The organism is Streptomyces sp. PH10-H1, assembly GCF_030063355.1.
Taxonomy (GTDB): domain Bacteria; phylum Actinomycetota; class Actinomycetes; order Streptomycetales; family Streptomycetaceae; genus Actinacidiphila.
The window spans coordinates 14508-31518 of sequence record NZ_JASISZ010000051.1 but is presented as its reverse complement, the minus strand read 5'-3'; the positions used below and the strand labels follow the sequence as shown (position 1 = coordinate 31518).

Here is a 17011-nt window from a genome sequence, read left to right as displayed (position 1 = left end):
AGTCGCCACCTGTGAACGGTCACGGTATTCCCCATCTGGAACGTCACGGAATGGGCCAGGGACATCGCGGAGGTGGCGCCTTCGTCCCCATGCGGACGGAGGCGCTGCTCCATGAACCCCACCGGCGCCAGGGTTCTCGGGCCGCTCGATAGCTGCCGATCATCAGGGCTGGTCAGGGCGGTCAAGGGTGGGCGCATGCCCAGCGCGGAGCGCCGCCAAAGGCGCCCTTGAGGGCACTGTCCAGCCCCAAACTCAGGGGTCGGGCGGCCCGTCAACGACCTCTACGAGGTGGGGAATTCGGTGACGCTGGAGACCACGATCGTGGGTATATCCGTGACCGCTCACACCACCGCCCACGCCGACGGCCAGCTCAATCTCCCCTCCGGGAAGGTCGACGCAGGCGAGGACGTCATCAGTGGGATGATCCGCGAGGCCCGCGAAGAAGTCGGCATCACCCTGCAACCGCAGGAGATCCAGCCCGTCCATGTGATGCACATGCGCAACCCTGAAGGTGAAGCCCGTGTGGGCTGGTTCTTCGCCGCCAAGCACTGGCAGGGAGAGCCGGTCAACGCCGAGCCCCACAAGTGCGCGGGCCTCAGTTGGCACCGGCCCGATCAGCTACCCGCGCATACCGTCCCGTACAACGCCTACGGGATCGCCCGCTACTTCAAGGGCGAGCCCTTCTCCATCCACGGCTGGTGACCGCTGATCATGCCCCCGCGTAGCGCCTGCGTGAAGGAGTCGTGTGGCCATCAAACCGGTCGGCGTTGGAGTTCACTTGGTCATCGAGCACGGCAACCGGGGTTGCTGGGACCGAGGTTGAATACCGGCTTCGGCCAGGGCTTGTACCACCGTCACGGGGGAAGGCCCAAGGCCGGATGCGCGGTATCGCAGCATGAGGCATGCGCAGCAGCCGACTCCTCCGGTTGCCTGGTGGAGGGGGCACAGGGACGCTGGAGGGGACGGGGAAGAGAGGTCGTTCATGGCAGTGCAGGCTGCGATCGCGATTGGGGTCGGGTGGGTGCCCGGCATGAAGCTTGACGAGCTTCCTGCTGCCCGACGCGGTGCGCGCCGCTTCGCGGCTTGGGCAAAGTCGCAAAAATTTGATCGTGTCAGGAAATTTATTGATGAGGGCAGGCGGCCGATCCAGCTCCGTGACATCGAGCGCGAGGTGCATAGCGTAGTAAAGCGGGCGCAGAACCAGGGCGATGTCGATCGCTTGTTCATCTATTTCGCCGGTCATGGGGTGGACCCTGGCCCCGCAGTGCCGATCTGGTTGCTGACTGAAGCCGCTACTCGAGATGGTGAAGCCGTCGACGTGCTATTGAGCCTGGGGCGGGCACTGCACTACTCTCACATTCCTCACGTAGCCTTCTTCTCCGATGCATGCCGAACCCCTCCGGAGCGCCCCTTCAACCCCCTGCCCATCTTTCCGCGACCCGCCGAGGATGAGGAACCGCAGCGCACTCAACTTGACGAGTTCTACGCTACGTTCCCCGGGAAGGTGGCGTGTGAGGGCTCAGACGCCCCCTGCACTCTCGGCGTCTATTCTGACTGTCTGCTGGCCGCCTTGGAAGGTGGAGCGTCCGCGGCGATCATCCGCACCCCTGAATGCGGTGCCAAGGCAAAGCGAGCCGTAGTCTCAAGTCCGCTTGAAAAGTACCTCGACCGTGAGGTGCCGGACTATTCCTGGAGGACTCTTGGTCGAGATCAACAACCGTCTTCCCGGCGCAGCTCCGAGTGGACGCCGAACGTGATGGCATGGGTCGATAAGGGAATATTCCCTCCACCCCCACCACCGGAGCCTGACTCTGCGGCACCACCGGAGCCTGACCCTGCGGAGCCCTCACCGAGCGCCCCCGGGGAAGGCGGCGAACGGGGCCTTACCCCCCCAAACAGCAAGGATCCGGAGCTTTCCAAGGAATTCAGGGACAACCTGCAAGCTACCCGGCAAGGAGCCAGTCAGGTAGCGGGGGGTGTGGCTCTATCGGTGTTCGATGCCCACTCTGAAGCAAATAACTCCCCAAAGGGTAACAACTATCTGTACATAGAGCTTACTCCGCAGCCTATGACGGCAGAGCCTGTCGCTCGTCGCATGTTTCGTGACGGAAGTGGGGGTTGGCATATACGTCGCTGGGAGGAAAATTTCTCCGGGCCGGCACTTGTGTATCTCAACCACTCCTGGACGAACCGTCCCCTCTGGTCGGCCACTGCTGTCCTGCCGGGATATACCACTGCAATGAGGGTAGACGGTAGGGGAGTTCAGCACTTGGCCTATCTCAATGCTGATGGCACCACAGATATGGAATTGGTTGCTTGGATGACGGCGCGCGCCCGGTGGGGAGCACTGTCACCCAACGATAACAACACGATTAGTCAATCTATCGAAAGGGATTTTGATCCAGTTCTGGCTGTCCTTTTGGCTCATTCGCTAGACAGCGCTGGAGGATTTAAAGAGATCCGCCATCTACTTCACCGTTTGCGGGAGCGCAAGCTACCGGTGCCTTTTGATGTGGCGCTAATAGCAGATCGCGCCGTCCCAACGGAAAGTGACGTCGTACCGGGATACCCGCTAGCCACGCGCGGTTGGACAGTCCTTGAAGACGCACGGGGTGGAGGAAGGTCATTGGCACGCATGGTGCGAAGTCATCTCGCTCCTGCGTATTGGACGACACTATTCCAGCCCTCCGCAAAGACGCGGAAGAATCTACTACTCGGGGATCCTTGATCACGTATATCCGTAAGGACGATCATCGGACAGTCTCCGTCGGAGCCGCACCGGCCGTTCGGACATAGGAGATGAGATGAGATGAGATTGGTCTTCGTGCATGGCAGAGGCCAAGAAGTCTCCAGTGAGGAAGAGCAAAAAGCCGCTTGGATGAAAGCGCTGAAGGAAGGCTGCGAAGCCGCCTGGGTGGAACTTCCAGACCCGCTCGACGTCAGAGTTCCCTTCTATGGAAAAATCCTCGACGAGGAGATCAAGGCCACTCCGGGAACTGCGCTCACTCGAGGTGCTGACGATCCCTTTGATTCGTTTGAAGCGCAACTCCTCGAGGATATTGCTGATCGAGCGGACATCACGGAAGGGGACGTTCTTGCTGAGCTGGCTGGAGACAGTCAGGTCCTGGAACGAGGGGTGAAAGACTCGCGGTATGTCCTAGCTCTAGGGCGGGTCCTAGCCAGACGCTTCCCTTTCATTGGTGATGAGTTCATTCGCCAATTTACGCCAGATGTGCACGCCTACCTGCTCTGGGAAGGTATCCGCAACAAGATCAACCAGTTGGTGGTTGACGACCTAGGGAATGGGCCGACCGTGGTGGTAGGACATTCCCTCGGGTCTGTCGTGGCCTACTGGGCGCTCACGAAACCCCGGCCGTCGACTACAGTGCCACTACTTGTCACGCTAGGCTCCCCGCTGGGCCTCTCGTCCATCAAGAGGCACCTCCCGCGTCCCTTGGCAAGACCCCATGGTGTGCGGCACTGGCTGAACGCTTCCGATGTGCGAGATCCAGTTGCGCTGTTTCCCCGGCTCGAGCGTGACCACTTCCCTGCCAAGGTAGAGAATCTCAGCGATATCCAGAATCCGCGGGAGAACCGCCACGGTATTGCTGGCTATCTCGCTGATCCCTTCGTTGCAGAGCGAATAGCACAGGCAGTTTCCCCGCCGTAGACCTGGAAACATTACGTCGATCAGAGATCCTGTTGGGCATGGTGGCCTCCCAACAACCGCCGGTCGCTCAGCGCCGGGGTTCTTTCCAGGCCTCCCACAAGCGCCTGGGTAGATGGGCGGTCGACGTCGACGGCACCTGGGAGAAGATTTTGGCCAGGCTCTGGGCGATAAGTCATGCCGGGCCCGGAGGCCGGGAGCGAGCCCGACATGCTCCAGGACGTGGTTGAGCCGCGTGGTGAAGCGCGCGTACGGGGCGGTCAGCTGCGCGAAGGGCTCGACGAAAGTACGACGCGGGCAATCCCTTGTGCCGCAGAGGAAACGCCGGCAGATGAATCAGGACGCTCTGCCCACCGAGCGGCAGATCCTTCAGTCTGCGCTGGTCGGAGTCGTGCAGGCGGTCCGACCAGCAGCCGCAGTCAGGACACGCCGCTCTGGCCGCCCGGCCCTTCGCCACCACGTCGACTGTGCTGAAGACGGCGGTCACTGCCTCGACGTCCACGTCGTCGATTCCGTCGAACACCTGCGAGTTCCAGAACGATGCGTCGGCCTGCATGACCAGCACCGTCACAGGCCACAGTCGGCTCCTGAGGGGATAGCCGCGGACGTGATGGAGCGTCACTCCCGCCTGTCGGACGGTGGGGCGTACGCGGTCTCACTCGGACCCGGACCTCCGCAATCGAAGACCGCGGTCACCTCCGCGACCGCTCCCCAAGATCTGTGCCAGAACCCGGAGCGCATCGGCTTTCATCTGTAGCCCAATCGCCAGCATCGAGTAGGTGCTGGTCCAAGTCCCTCCAGCCACTCCTGCTGATGTTGGACCGCCTCACACGATACTCACGCACAGTGAACGTCCACCATCATGATCCGCCATCTATCCCTCTCAAGATCCGCCAACAAGAATTCTCCACACGCTCCTGACCTCCGCATCTCAGACCATGATTCGCCAACTAAAGTTCTCAGTCACACCCAGGGCAGGTCCCCGCCAGGGAATGCTTTGCATAAAGCTTCGGTAGAACGTATAGTCATGCCATCGACGAGGAGGGTTCGATGGCTTTGCGGGCAGCGGTGGCAGGGGCGAGCGGGTATGCGGGTGGTGAGATCCTGCGGCTGCTTCTGGGTCACCCCGGGATCGAGATCGGTGCGCTCACCGGCAACACCAACGCGGGGCAACGGCTGGGCGCGCTGCAGCCGCATCTGCTGCCGCTGGCCGAGCGGGTGCTCGAGCCGACGACGGCGGAGGTGCTGGCGGGGCATGACGTGGTCTTTCTCGCGCTGCCGCACGGGCAGTCGGCGGCGGTGGCCGATCAGCTCGGCGATGCCGTGCTGATCGTCGACTGCGGGGCCGACTTCCGGCTGCGGGACGCCGCGGACTGGGAGCGGTTCTACGGCTCCGCGCATGCCGGGACCTGGCCGTACGGCCTGCCCGAGCTGCCCGGGGCCAGGACCGCGCTGCGGGGGTCGAAGCGCATCGCGGTGCCCGGCTGCTTCCCGACGAGTGTCTCGCTGGCGCTCTTCCCGGCGTACGCGGCCGGGCTCGCCGAGCCCGAGGCCGTGATCGTCGCCGCCTCCGGCACGTCCGGCGCGGGCAAGGCGCTCAAGCCGCACCTGCTCGGCAGCGAGGTCATGGGGGCCGTCACTCCGTACAGCGTCGGGGGCGTGCACCGGCACACCCCGGAGATGATCCAGAACCTGTCGGGCGTGGCCGGCGAGCCGGTCAGCGTCTCGTTCACCCCAACCCTCGTACCGATGCCGCGCGGCATCCTCGCCACCTGCAGCGCGCGGGCCAAGGCGGGAGTCACCGCCGACGCGGTGCGCGCCGCGTACGAGAAGGCCTACGCGGACGAGCCGTTCGTGTACCTGCTGCCCGAGGGCCAGTGGCCGTCGACCGGCGCGGTCATCGGCTCGAACGCCGTGCAGCTGCAGGTCGCGTACGACGAGGCGGCCGGCCGCATCATCGCCATCAGCGCGATCGACAATCTGACCAAGGGCACCGCGGGTGGCGCGGTGCAGAGCATGAACGTCGCCCTCGGACTCCCCGAGGACATGGGACTTTCCACGACAGGAGTGGCACCGTGAGCGTCACGGCAGCACAGGGATTCACGGCCGCGGGCATCGCCGCCGGGATCAAGGACAGCGGTAACCCCGACCTGGCCCTCGTGGTCAACAACGGGCCGCGCCTGGCCGCCGCGGGCGTCTTCACCTCCAACCGCGTGAAGGCCGCGCCCGTCGTGTGGTCCGAGCAGGTCGTCAAGGGCGGGCTGGTGTCCGCCGTCGTCCTCAACTCCGGTGGCGCGAACGCCTGTACAGGACCGCTCGGCTTCCAGGACACCCACGCGACCGCCGAGAAGGCCGCGGAGGTCCTCGGCCAGAACGCGGGCGAGGTCGCGGTCGCCTCCACCGGTCTGATCGGCCTGCGCCTCCCGATGGACAAGCTGCTGCCCGGCATCGAGAAGGCCGCCGCTGCACTCTCCGCGCACGGCGGCGAGAAGGCCGCCATCGCGATCAAGACCACCGACTCGGTGCACAAGACGGCCGTCGTCGAGCGGGACGGCTGGACCGTCGGCGGGATGGCCAAGGGCGCGGGCATGCTCGCGCCGGGCCTGGCCACCATGCTCGTCGTCCTCACCACCGACGCCGACCTGGACGCCGCCACGCTCGACACGGCGCTGCGCGCCGCCACCCGCACCACCTTCGACCGTGCCGACTCCGACGGCTGCATGTCCACCAACGACACCGTGCTGCTGCTGGCCTCCGGCGCGTCCGAAGTGACCCCTGGCTACGACGACTTCGCCGCCGCCGTCGAGCAGGTGTGCGCCGACCTCGCCCGTCAGCTGATCGGTGACGCCGAGGGCGCGTCCAAGGACATCAAGGTCGAGGTGATCAACGCCGCGAGCGAGGACGACGCGGTCGAGGTCGGCCGCTCGATCGCCCGTAACAACCTCCTCAAGTGCGCGATCCACGGCGAGGACCCCAACTGGGGCCGGGTGCTGTCCGCGATCGGCACCACCGCCGCCGCCTTCGAGCCGGACCGGCTGAACGTGGCCATCAACGGCGTCTGGGTCTGCAAGGACGGCTCGGTCGGCGAGGACCGCGACCGGGTAGACATGCGCTTCCGTGAGGTCGCCATCACCGCGGACCTCAACGCGGGCGCCGCCGCCGCCACCATCTGGACCAACGACCTGACGGCCGACTACGTCCACGAGAACAGCGCCTACAGCTCATGACCAACCCCACCGCGCGCAATCACACCGCGCTTCCCAAGGCCCGCATCCTCATCGAGGCGCTGCCGTGGCTCACCCGGTTCAACGGCAAGACCGTCGTCATCAAGTTCGGCGGCAACGCCATGGTCGACGAGGAGCTGAAGGCGGCCTTCGCCCAGGACGTCGTCTTCCTGCGGCACGCAGGCCTCAAGCCCGTCGTGGTGCACGGCGGCGGACCCCAGATCAGCGCACAGCTCGACCGGCTCGGCATCGCGTCGTCCTTCACCGCGGGCCTGCGGGTGACCACTCCCGAGACGATGGATGTCGTCCGGATGGTGCTCGCCGGCCAGGTCCAGCGGCAGCTGGTCGGGCTGCTCAACGAGCACGGCCCGTTCGCGGTCGGAATGACCGGCGAGGACGCCCACACCATGACGGCGGTCAAGCGGCACGCGATCGTCGACGGCGAGCCGGTGGACATCGGCCTCGTCGGCGAGATCACCCATGTGGACCCCGGCGCCATCCAGGCGCTGCTGGACGACGGCCGGATCCCGGTCGTCTCGTCCATCGCCCGTGGCGAGGACGGGCATGTCTACAACATCAACGCCGACACCGCCGCCGCCGCGCTCGCCTCGGCGCTGGGCGCCGAGGTCCTGGTGGTCCTCACCGACGTCGAGGGGTTGTACGCCGACTGGCCGTCCAGCGAGGACGTGATCAGTCAGCTCACCGCGGGCGAACTGGAGAAGCTGTTGCCCGGGCTCGCCAGCGGCATGGTGCCCAAGATGGAGGGCTGCCTGCACGCGGTGCGGAACGGCGTCGGCAGCGCACGGATCATCGACGGCCGGGTGCCGCACTCGATGCTCCTCGAAGTGTTCACGGACGACGGCATCGGCACGATGATCGTGCCGGACGCGCAGGGGGATGGGTCATGAGCAATCAGAACGCCGGCAACCAGGCCACCGGCAATCAGCCCACCGGCAACCAGGAACTGACGCGGCGGTGGCAGGGCTCGCTGATGGACAACTACGGCACCCCGCGTGTCCCGCTGGTCCGCGGCGAGGGCATGAAGTTCTGGGACGCCGACGGGAAGGTCTATCTCGACTTCATCGGCGGCATCGCGGTCAACAGTCTCGGCACCGGCCACCCAGCCGTGGTCAGGGCGGTCTCCGAGCAGATCGGCACGCTCGGCCACGTCTCGAACCTCTTCATCGCCGAACCCCCGGTGGCCGTCGCGGAGCGGCTGCTCCAGCTCTTCGGCCGCACCGGCCGGGTGTTCTTCTCCAACTCCGGCGCGGAGGCGGTGGAGGCCGCCTTCAAGATCGGCCGGCTGACCGGCCGCACGCACATGGTCGCCACCTCGGGCGCCTTCCACGGCCGCACCATCGGCTCCCTCGCGCTCACCGGCCAGCCGAAGAAGCGCGAGGCGTTCCACCCGCTGCCCGGTGACGTCACCCATGTGCCGTTCGGCGACGCGGCCGCCTTGCGCGCCGCCGTCACCACCGACACCGCGCTCGTCATCATCGAGCCCATCCAGGGCGAGAACGGCGTCATCGTGCCGCCCGCCGGCTACCTCCGGGCGGCCCGGGAGATCACCAGCGCCACTGGCACCCTCCTCGTCCTGGACGAGGTGCAGACCGGCATCGGCAGGACCGGCCACTGGTTCGAGCACCAGGCGCAGGGCGTCGAGCCCGATGTCGTCACCCTGGCCAAGGGCCTCGGCGGCGGTCTGCCCATCGGCGCGACCATCGCCTTCGGCCCGGCGGCCGACCTGCTCACCCCGGGGCAGCACGGCACCACCTTCGGCGGAAACCCGGTCGCCTGCGCCGCCGCGCTCGCCGTACTCGACACCATCGCGGCCGACGGGATTCTCGACAACGTCAAGCGGCAGGGCGACAGGCTGCGCCACGGGATCGAGGCGCTCGGGCACCCGTTGGTCGATCATGTGCGCGGTGCGGGGCTCCTGCTGGGTATCGTTCTTACGGAGCCGCTCGCACCGCAGGTGCAACAAGCGGCTCAGGACGCCGGACTCCTGGTGAACGCGGCCGTGCCCGACACGGTGCGGCTCGCTCCTCCGCTGATCGTCGGTGACGACGAGGTGGAGGCGTTCCTCCAGGCTCTCCCCGCCGTCCTCGACGCGGTACACGGGGACCAATGATCCGGAGAAATGCGACGATGACCGAGGCGCAGCACGTCGGCCAGGCCGTACCGCAGACCCGCACCGCACGCCACCGCCGGATCGTGGACATCCTCAACCGGCAGCCGGTGCGGTCGCAGAGCCAGCTCGCGAAGATGCTCTCCGACGACGGGCTGAGCGTCACGCAGGCGACGCTCTCGCGCGACCTGGACGAGCTGGGCGCGGTCAAGATCCGCAATGCCGGCGGCGAGCTGATCTACGCCGTACCGTCCGAGGGCGGCTTCCGCACCCCGCAGGCCCCGCTGGGGGAGTCGGTCAAGGAGGAGCGGATGGCCCGGCTGGCCGGCGAGCTGCTCATCTCGGCCGAGGCCTCCGCCAATCTGGTCGTTCTGCGCACCCCGCCGGGGGCCGCCCAGTTCCTGGCCTCAGCGATCGACCAGGCCGAGGTGCACGACATCCTCGGCACCATCGCGGGCGACGACACCCTCATGCTCATCAGCCGTGATCCCGTCGGCGGCCAGGCCCTGGCCGACCACCTGCTCCGCCTCGCGGCGGGCGACCACCCGCCCCGCCAGAGCTGAGCGCTCCCGACGTGCGCAGCGCCCGCGACGTACGCAGCGCCCGCGACACCCGACCGTCCGCACCACCCCGCCAGGGGCCCCCATCCGTGGGGGCCCCTGGCGTCGTTTCCGGGGGGTGCCGAAACCCGTCGGACTTCCCCTTTGACGAAACATGCGGTGCAGTGCATACTTATACCTGTCAGCGTTTGCACTGTAAGGAGAACCCCGTGACTGAGCGCGTCGTACTCGCCTACTCCGGTGGCCTGGACACCTCTGTCGCCATCGGCTGGATCGCCGAGGAGACCGGCGCCGAGGTCATCGCCGTCGCGGTCGACGTCGGCCAGGGCGGCGAGGACCTGGACGTCATCCGCAAGCGGGCGATCGCCTGCGGTGCGGTCGAGGCCGAGGTCGCGGACGCGAAGGACGAGTTCGCCGACGAGTACTGCCTCCCGGCGATCAAGGCCAACGCCCTGTACATGGACCGGTACCCGCTGGTCTCCGCCCTCTCCCGGCCGACCATCGTCAAGCACCTGGTCGCCGCCGCCAGGAAGCACGGCGCCAGCGTCGTCGCCCACGGCTGCACCGGCAAGGGCAACGACCAGGTCCGCTTCGAGGCGGGCATCTCCTCCCTCGCCCCCGACCTCACCTGCATCGCGCCGGTCCGCGACTACGCGATGACCCGGGACAAGGCGATCGCGTTCTGCGAGTCGAAGAACCTCCCGATCGCGACCACCAAGAAGTCGCCGTACTCCATCGACGCCAACGTCTTCGGCCGCGCCGTCGAGACCGGCTTCCTGGAGGACATCTGGAACGCTCCGATCGAGGACGTGTACGAGTACACCCAGGACCCGGCGATCCCCCGGGAAGCCGACGAGGTCATCATCACCTTCCAGCAGGGTGTCCCGGTCGCCCTCGACGGCAAGCCCGTCTCCGTCCTGGAGGCCATCCAGCAGCTGAACGTCCGGGCCGGCGCCCAGGGCATCGGCCGGCTCGACATGGTCGAGGACCGGCTCGTCGGCATCAAGTCCCGGGAGATCTACGAGGCGCCCGGCGCCATCGCCCTGATCACCGCGCACCAGGAGCTCGAAGCCGTCACCGTCGAGCGTGAACTCGCCCGGTACAAGCGGCAGGTCGAGCAGCGGTGGGCCGAGCTGGTCTACGACGGCATGTGGTTCTCCCCGCTCAAGCGGGCTCTGGACGGCTTCATCGCCGAGGCCAACGAGCACGTCTCCGGCGACATCCGGATGACCCTGCACGGCGGCCGGGCCGTCGTCACGGGCCGGCGGTCCGAGGAGTCGCTGTACGACTTCAACCTCGCGACGTACGACACGGGTGACACGTTCGACCAGTCGCTGTCCAAGGGCTTCATCGAGATCTTCGGCATGTCCAGCAAGATCGCCGCCAAGCGCGACCTCCAGCAGGGCTGACGCCGCGCCTGCGGCGGGGTTCCTCCCCTGACCCTCCCCCAACCTTCGGCCGGGGGGACCCCCTCCTTCCCGAAACCGGGCTCCGCCCGGACCCGGTCCTCAAACGCCGGACCGGCTGAATCAGCCTGTCCGGCGTTTGAGGCGACGCCCGAGGGGCCCCACTCACGTACGTACGCAAGGAGCCGAACCGGTGACCAGCAATGCCCCGCAGACCCCCTCCGGCGACGTCCGCCTCTGGGGCGGCCGCTTCGCGGACGGCCCCTCGGAGGCCCTCGCCAAGCTCAGCGCCTCCGTGCACTTCGACTGGCGCCTCGCGCCGTACGACATCGCCGGATCCCGCGCCCACGCGCGGGCGCTGCACAAGGCCGGGCTGCTCACCGACGACGAGCTCCAGCGGATGCTGGAGGGGCTCGATCTGCTGGCGGCGGACGTCGAGGCGGGCACCATCACCGGCACCATCGCCGACGAGGACGTGCACACCGCGCTGGAGCGCGGCCTGCTGGAGCGGATCGGCGCGGACCTGGGCGGCAAGCTGCGGGCCGGCCGGTCCCGCAACGACCAGATCGCCACGCTCTTCCGGATGTACCTGCGCGACCACGCGCGGGTCATCGGCGGTCTGATCGCCGAGCTCCAGGAGGCGCTGGTCGGGCTCGCCGAGACCCACGCGGACGTCGCCATGCCGGGACGTACGCATCTGCAGCACGCCCAGCCGGTGCTGTTCGCCCATCACATCCTGGCCCATGTCCAGGCCCTCAGCCGGGACGCCGAGCGGCTGCGGCAGTGGGACGAGCGGACGGCCGTCTCCCCGTACGGCTCCGGCGCGCTCGCCGGCTCGTCGCTCGGCCTGGACCCGGTGGCGGTCGCCGCCGAACTCGGCTTCGAGCGCGGCTCGGTCGCCAACTCCATCGACGGTACGGCCTCACGCGACTTCGTCGCGGAGTTCGCGTTCATCACCGCGATGATCGGGATCGATCTGTCGCGCATCGCCGAGGAGATCATTATCTGGAACACGAAGGAGTTCTCCTTCGTCACCCTCCACGATGCCTTCTCCACCGGCTCGTCGATCATGCCGCAGAAGAAGAACCCGGACATCGCGGAGCTGGCGCGCGGCAAGTCCGGCCGGCTCATCGGCAATCTGACCGGCCTGATGGCGACGTTGAAGGCCCTCCCGCTCGCGTACAACCGCGATCTGCAGGAGGACAAGGAGCCGGTCTTCGACTCCTGCGACACCCTCGAAGTCCTGCTCCCGGCCTTCACCGGGATGATGGCCACTCTCACCGTCAACGGCGCGCGGATGGAGGAACTGGCCCCGGCCGGCTTCTCCCTCGCCACCGACATCGCCGAGTGGCTGGTCAAGCAGGGCGTCCCGTTCCGTGTCGCGCACGAGGTCGCGGGGGAGTGCGTCAAGGTCTGCGAGACCGAGGGCATCGAGCTTGACCAGCTGACGGACGGGCAGTTCGCCAAGATCTCGCCCCATCTGACGCCGGAGGTCCGCACGGTCCTCAACGTCCGCGGCGCGCTCGCCTCCCGCGACGGTCGCGGCGGCACGGCGCCGGTCCGGGTGGCGGAGCAGCTGGCCGAGGTCAAGCAGGACCTGGCCGTACAGCTGGCCTGGGCGCTGGCCGAACGCTGAGCCGCCCGGCGGTCCGGTGGCCTGGCCGATGAGCTGATCAGCTCACGACGCACTGCTTTCACATGAGACAACGGTGTCGCATGTGCACTATATTTGTCTCATGAGTTTCGATCGTGAACAGGTGCTGCGCGACGCCGCGGACCTGCTGACCCGCCGGGCCACCGCCTCCATGGACGACATCGCCAAGGCGGCCGGCATCAGCCGCGCCACGCTCCACCGGCACTTCCCCGGCCGGGATGCCCTCGTCCGGGCCCTCGGCCTGCTCGGGATCGCGCAGATGGACGAGAGGCTGGACGCCGCCCGCATAGAGGAGGGCGACCCGGTCGAGGCGGTGCGCCGCCTGATCGACGAGGCCATGCCCGTCTCCGGCTTCCTGGCGTTCCTCTACGGGGAGAACCAGCTCTACGACCTGCCGGAGGTCAACGAGGGCTGGGCGCGGGTGGACGAACGGGTCAGCGCGCTGTTCCGGCGCGGCCAGGAGCAGGGGCTGTTCCGGTACGACCTCACGCCGACCTGGCTGGGCGAGGCGCTGTACGCCCTGATCGCGGCCTCGGGCTGGTGCGTCCAGGATGGTCGTATGGCACGGAACGATGCGGCCCGCATGGTCTCGGAGCTCATGCTCGGCGGAATGCTGCGGAGCGCCTCATGAGCCGCGACGACCTGCGCAAGCCCGCCGCCACCGCGCCTCCGGAGCCCCCGCACCCCTCCCGCTGGCTGGCGCTCGGCATTCTGACGCTGGCGTTGCTGCTGGTCGCGGTCGACGCCACGGTGCTCGGGCTGGCCATGCCGTTTCTGACCGACGATCTGCAGCCGTCCGCGACCCAGCTGCTGTGGATCGGTGACGTCTACTCCTTCGTCATCGCCGGGCTGCTGGTCTCGATGGGCAGTTTCGGCGACCGCGTAGGCCGCAAGAAGCTGCTGCTCATCGGCGCGGCCGCCTTCGGCGGGCTGTCGGTGTTGGCCGCGTACGCGAGCACGCCCAGCATGCTCATCACCGCCCGCGCCCTGATGGGCGTGGCCGGAGCCACTCTCATGCCCTCGACTCTCGCGCTGATCCGCAACCTCTTCACCGACCCGCGCGAGCGCAGCTTCGCGATCGGCGTGTGGGGCGCGGCCTCCACGGCCGGCGCCGCCGTGGGGCCGGTCGTCGGCGGCATCCTGCTGGAGCACTTCTGGTGGGGCTCGGTCTTCCTGATCAACCTGCCGGTCATGGCGGTGCTGCTGATCGTCGGCTTCAAGCTGCTGCCCGAGTCCCGTAACCCCGACCCGGGCCCGTGGGACCTGACCAGCGTCATGTTCTCGCTCGTCGGCATGATCGGCGTCGTATACGCGATCAAGGAGCTGGCGGCGCACGGGGCGAGGCCTGCCGCCTTCGCCGCGGGCGCGCTGGGTCTGGCCTGCCTCTACGCTTTCGTGCGACGTCAGCACAGGCTGCCCGCGCCGCTGCTGGACATGCGGCTGTTCCACAACCGGGGCTTCTCCGCCGCGGTGCTGGCCGATCTGCTCACCGTGCTGGGCCTGTCCGGACTGATCTTCTTCCTGTCGCAGTTCCTGCAGATGGTGCAGGGGCGCTCGCCGCTGCAGTCGGGTCTGTCCGAACTCCCGGCCATGGTCGGCGCCGTGGCGGCCGGGCTGTGCGCGGGTATGGCCGCCCGCCGCTTCTCGGTCCGGCTGGTCGTCGCCGGCGGACTCGCCGCGGGCGGACTCGCGCTGGCCGCGATGTCCGGTCTCACCCCGGGCACGGGCTACCCGCTGATCGGCGCGGTGCTCCTGATCGTCGGTGTGGGCGCGGGCTTCTCGTTCACCGTCACCGCCGACGTGATCCTCTCCAGCGTTCCCGGGGAGGAGGCCGGCGCCGCGGCCGCGGTCTCCGAGACGGCCTACGAACTCGGCGCGGCTCTCGGCATCGCGCTGCTCGGCTCCATCGTCACCGGTGTCTACTCCGGTCTGACGCTGCCCGCCGGGCTGCCACCGGACGCCGTCTCGCATGCCCAGGACTCACTGGCGGGCGCGGTCGAGGTGGCGGGCAAGCTGCCGGCCCCGAACGCCGACGCGCTGCTCGTGGCGGCGCAGGCCTCGTTCACCGACGGTCTGCGCCTCGCGGCGACGGTCGGAGCGGTGGTGCTGCTCGCGGCCGCGGTGTGGTCCTGGCGGATGCTGCACGGCACCAAGCTGGACGGGGCCCGCACCGCCCACTGAGGGCGCGGTCCTTCCCGGCCCCGGATGTGATGCCGTCTCAGGCGGCCTTGGCCTTGGTCGCGTACATGTCGACGTACTCCTGGCCGGACAGCCGCATGACGTCGCTCATCACCTCGTCGGTGATGGCCCGCAGCACATACCGGTCGCGGTCCATGCCCTCGTAACGGGTGAAGTCGAGCGGCGCTCCGAAGCGGATGGTCACCCGGTGGATGCGCGGCAGCTTCTTCCCGGCCGGCTGTACGCGCTCGGTGCCGATCAGCGCGCAGGGGACGACCACCGCACCCGTCATGAGTGCGAGTCGGGCGACACCCGTACGGCCCCGGTAGAGGCGGCCGTCGGGGGAGCGGGTGCCCTCCGGGTGGATACCGAAGATCTGGCCCTCCTCCAGCACCCGGCGGCCGGTCATCAGCGCAGCCGCGCCGCCGCGGGCACCGTCCCGGTCCACCGGGATCATGCCGACGGTGGTGAAGAACGCGGCCTTCGCGCGGCCCTTGAGGCCGCTGCCCGTCACGTACTCGTCCTTGCCGAGGAAGAAGACCGGGCGCGGCGCCACGAGGGTCATGAACGGCGAGTCCGAGAAGGCGAGGTGGTTGCCCGCCAGGATCACGGGTCCGGCGGCGGGGATGTTCTCAATTCCCTCGACACGCGGGCGGTACAGCACGCGGAGGAGCGGTACGAGCAGCGTATTGATCAGGAAACGGAACAACGGGCCCTCCGGGCGGGGGTCGGTGGAATCGCAGACCAGGGGCGCGCGCTCGCCGGCGCACACCCCCATGTGTGAGGACGATACTTCCGTCCGCGGGGTCGGCGCACGCCGGGTTCACATGATCGCTACGCAGTGTTGACGTACGTTTCGCGCCTGTTCCGCCCGTTGTCCCTCGTACGAAAGGTGTAGACGCCTACGCTGCGCGGGTCGCCGGCAGGTGCCGGACAGACGTTCGGCCGTGGACACCGGAGACAGTGGACACCGGAATCAGGGGAGCGCTCATGACGCAGGACCAGCACGGATCAGGACCGGCCCGCCGGGCCGTCCTCGGCGCGGCGGCGGCTCTCGGCGCGGGCGGCGCGGTGTTCGGCCTGCCGGGTACGGCGGACGCGTCGACCGCGCCGGGTACGCAGGATGCCGGGTACCGGGGCGGGCACGGCTCGTACAAGCTGCCGGTGCCGACCGTCATCGGGCACCGCGGGTCCAGCGGCTACCGGCCCGAGCACACCTTCGGCTCGTACCAGTACGCGCTGGACATCGGCGCCGACGTCATCGAGCAGGATCTCGTCCCCACCAAGGACGGCCATCTGGTCTGCCGGCACGAGCCCGAGATCGGCGGCACCACGAACGTCGGTTCCCACCCGGAGTTCGCCGGCCGGAAGACCACCAAGACCATCGACGGCGTCGCCACCACCGGCTGGTTCACCGAGGACTTCACCCTCGCCGAGCTGAAGACCCTGCGCGCCGTGGAACGCCTTCCGGCCAACCGGCAGCGCAACACCCTCTATGACGGCCGCTGGGAGATCCCCACCTTCGAAGAGGTGCTCCAGTGGGCCGACGAGCAGGGCCGCAAGCGGGGCCGTCCGGTGTGGCTGCACTCCGAGACCAAGCACCCCACCTACTTCCGCAAGCTCGGGCTCGGCCTGGAGGAGCGGCTGGCGAAGCAGCTGCGCCGCTACGGCCGGCACAAGAAGAACTCCCCGCAGTTCCTGGAGTCCTTCGAAGCCGGCAGCCTGCAGCGGCTCGGCGCACTCGGCATCGCCGCTCCCAAGATCTTCCTGCTGTCAGGACCCACCAGCCGGCCGTGGGACTTCACCGAGGCGGGCGACCCGCGCACCGTCGCCGACCTGATCACCCCGGCGGGCCTGAAGTGGACCGCGGGCTTCGCCCAGGGCATCGGCCCGACCCTGACGCTGATCATTCCCCTCGACGCGGCCGGGAAGCTCGGCACCCCCACCACGCTGGTGCGCGACGCGCACGCCGCCGGGCTGATCCTCCACCCGTACACGATGCGCAACGAGAACAGCTTCCTGCCCGCCGACTTCCGCAAGGGCACCGACCCGAACGCCTACGGCGACGCCTTCGGGGCGTTCAAGATCTACTTCGAGCAGGGCATCGACGGCATCTTCTCCGACAACGCCGACACCGCGGTCCTCGCCCGCCAGGACTTTCTGAGGCCCTAACGTCCTGAAGCGATGATCCACT

At 68.1% G+C, this 17011-nt stretch carries 15 protein-coding genes; 13 read left to right on the top strand and 2 right to left on the bottom strand.

Annotated elements, in window-relative coordinates:
- Positions 1–300: 300 nt before the first annotated feature.
- From QMK24_RS26905 to QMK24_RS26900, 3 genes are all read left to right on the top strand, one after another.
- Positions 301–702, top strand: coding sequence for an NUDIX hydrolase (locus QMK24_RS26905; RefSeq protein WP_283469367.1), 402 nt, complete (start codon positions 301–303; stop codon positions 700–702).
- Between the two features lie 193 nt (positions 703–895).
- On the top strand, positions 896–2728 hold the full coding sequence (locus QMK24_RS41925; RefSeq protein WP_502962520.1) for a caspase family protein: 1833 nt from the start codon (positions 896–898) through the stop codon (positions 2726–2728).
- A gap of 81 nt (positions 2729–2809) precedes the next feature.
- Positions 2810–3670, top strand: coding sequence for an alpha/beta hydrolase family protein (locus QMK24_RS26900; protein ID WP_283469366.1), 861 nt, complete (start codon positions 2810–2812; stop codon positions 3668–3670).
- A gap of 172 nt (positions 3671–3842) precedes the next feature.
- On the opposite strand, the gene QMK24_RS26895 is transcribed toward QMK24_RS26900, so the two are convergent.
- The gene (locus QMK24_RS26895; RefSeq protein ID WP_283469393.1) at positions 3843–4223 is read right to left on the bottom strand and encodes a transposase family protein; all 381 of its coding nucleotides are present in this window, start codon (positions 4221–4223) and stop codon (positions 3843–3845) included.
- A gap of 494 nt (positions 4224–4717) precedes the next feature.
- Between QMK24_RS26895 and argC the strand changes: the two genes are divergently transcribed.
- From argC to QMK24_RS26850, 9 genes are all read left to right on the top strand, one after another.
- Positions 4718–5746: an N-acetyl-gamma-glutamyl-phosphate reductase gene (gene argC / locus QMK24_RS26890; RefSeq protein WP_283469365.1), complete on the top strand. Its 1029-nt coding sequence runs from the start codon at positions 4718–4720 to the stop codon at positions 5744–5746.
- Entirely contained in the window at positions 5743–6894 is a 1152-nt protein-coding gene (gene argJ, locus QMK24_RS26885; protein WP_283469364.1) for a bifunctional glutamate N-acetyltransferase/amino-acid acetyltransferase ArgJ, read from the top strand. The genes argC and argJ overlap by 4 nt, the downstream gene beginning before the upstream one ends.
- Positions 6891–7799 carry an acetylglutamate kinase gene (argB, locus tag QMK24_RS26880; RefSeq protein ID WP_283469363.1) on the top strand — a complete coding sequence of 303 codons (909 nt, stop codon included), beginning with the start codon at positions 6891–6893 and terminating at the stop codon, positions 7797–7799. Before argJ ends, argB begins: the two co-directional genes overlap by 4 nt.
- Positions 7796–9022, top strand: a complete 1227-nt coding sequence (locus tag QMK24_RS26875; RefSeq protein ID WP_283469362.1) for an acetylornithine transaminase — start codon at positions 7796–7798, stop codon at positions 9020–9022. The genes argB and QMK24_RS26875 overlap by 4 nt, the downstream gene beginning before the upstream one ends.
- Positions 9023–9039: 17 nt before the next feature.
- The gene (locus QMK24_RS26870) at positions 9040–9582 is read left to right on the top strand and encodes an arginine repressor (protein WP_283469392.1); all 543 of its coding nucleotides are present in this window, start codon (positions 9040–9042) and stop codon (positions 9580–9582) included.
- Between the two features lie 206 nt (positions 9583–9788).
- Positions 9789–10988, top strand: a complete 1200-nt coding sequence (locus tag QMK24_RS26865; protein ID WP_283469361.1) for an argininosuccinate synthase — start codon at positions 9789–9791, stop codon at positions 10986–10988.
- A 190-nt stretch (positions 10989–11178) separates the two neighbouring features.
- Positions 11179–12621: an argininosuccinate lyase gene (argH, locus tag QMK24_RS26860; RefSeq protein WP_283469360.1), complete on the top strand. Its 1443-nt coding sequence runs from the start codon at positions 11179–11181 to the stop codon at positions 12619–12621.
- A 100-nt stretch (positions 12622–12721) separates the two neighbouring features.
- Positions 12722–13270 (top strand): TetR/AcrR family transcriptional regulator, encoded by a 549-nt coding sequence (locus QMK24_RS26855; protein ID WP_283469359.1) that lies wholly within the window; start codon positions 12722–12724, stop codon positions 13268–13270.
- Positions 13267–14820 carry an MFS transporter gene (locus tag QMK24_RS26850; RefSeq protein ID WP_283469358.1) on the top strand — a complete coding sequence of 518 codons (1554 nt, stop codon included), beginning with the start codon at positions 13267–13269 and terminating at the stop codon, positions 14818–14820. The genes QMK24_RS26855 and QMK24_RS26850 overlap by 4 nt, the downstream gene beginning before the upstream one ends.
- 37 nt (positions 14821–14857) lie before the next feature.
- Here the strand turns inward: QMK24_RS26850 and QMK24_RS26845 are convergent, their stop codons facing one another.
- Entirely contained in the window at positions 14858–15595 is a 738-nt protein-coding gene (locus tag QMK24_RS26845; protein WP_502962519.1) for a lysophospholipid acyltransferase family protein, read from the bottom strand.
- A gap of 212 nt (positions 15596–15807) precedes the next feature.
- Here QMK24_RS26845 and QMK24_RS26840 point away from each other — a divergent pair, with 212 nt between their 5' ends.
- A complete protein-coding gene (locus QMK24_RS26840; RefSeq protein WP_283469357.1) occupies positions 15808–16989 on the top strand; it encodes a glycerophosphodiester phosphodiesterase in 1182 nt (393 codons plus the stop codon).
- Positions 16990–17011: the final 22 nt, after the last annotated feature.

Bases quoted from the DNA above. Each gene is read 5' to 3' on its own strand.
- QMK24_RS26855 (WP_283469359.1), top strand. From the start codon at position 12,722: ATGAGTTTCGATCGTGAACAGGTGCTGCGCGACGCCGCGGACCTGCTG.
- QMK24_RS26895 (WP_283469393.1), bottom strand. From the start codon at position 4,223: ATGCAGGCCGACGCATCGTTCTGGAACTCGCAGGTGTTCGACGGAATC.
- argC (WP_283469365.1), top strand. From the start codon at position 4,718: ATGGCTTTGCGGGCAGCGGTGGCAGGGGCGAGCGGGTATGCGGGTGGT.
- QMK24_RS26870 (WP_283469392.1), top strand. From the start codon at position 9,040: ATGACCGAGGCGCAGCACGTCGGCCAGGCCGTACCGCAGACCCGCACC.
- QMK24_RS26900 (WP_283469366.1), top strand. From the start codon at position 2,810: ATGAGATTGGTCTTCGTGCATGGCAGAGGCCAAGAAGTCTCCAGTGAG.
- QMK24_RS26875 (WP_283469362.1), top strand. From the start codon at position 7,796: ATGAGCAATCAGAACGCCGGCAACCAGGCCACCGGCAATCAGCCCACC.
- QMK24_RS26850 (WP_283469358.1), top strand. From the start codon at position 13,267: ATGAGCCGCGACGACCTGCGCAAGCCCGCCGCCACCGCGCCTCCGGAG.
- QMK24_RS41925 (WP_502962520.1), top strand. From the start codon at position 896: ATGAGGCATGCGCAGCAGCCGACTCCTCCGGTTGCCTGGTGGAGGGGG.
- argB (WP_283469363.1), top strand. From the start codon at position 6,891: ATGACCAACCCCACCGCGCGCAATCACACCGCGCTTCCCAAGGCCCGC.
- QMK24_RS26840 (WP_283469357.1), top strand. From the start codon at position 15,808: ATGACGCAGGACCAGCACGGATCAGGACCGGCCCGCCGGGCCGTCCTC.
- QMK24_RS26845 (WP_502962519.1), bottom strand. From the start codon at position 15,595: ATGGGGGTGTGCGCCGGCGAGCGCGCGCCCCTGGTCTGCGATTCCACC.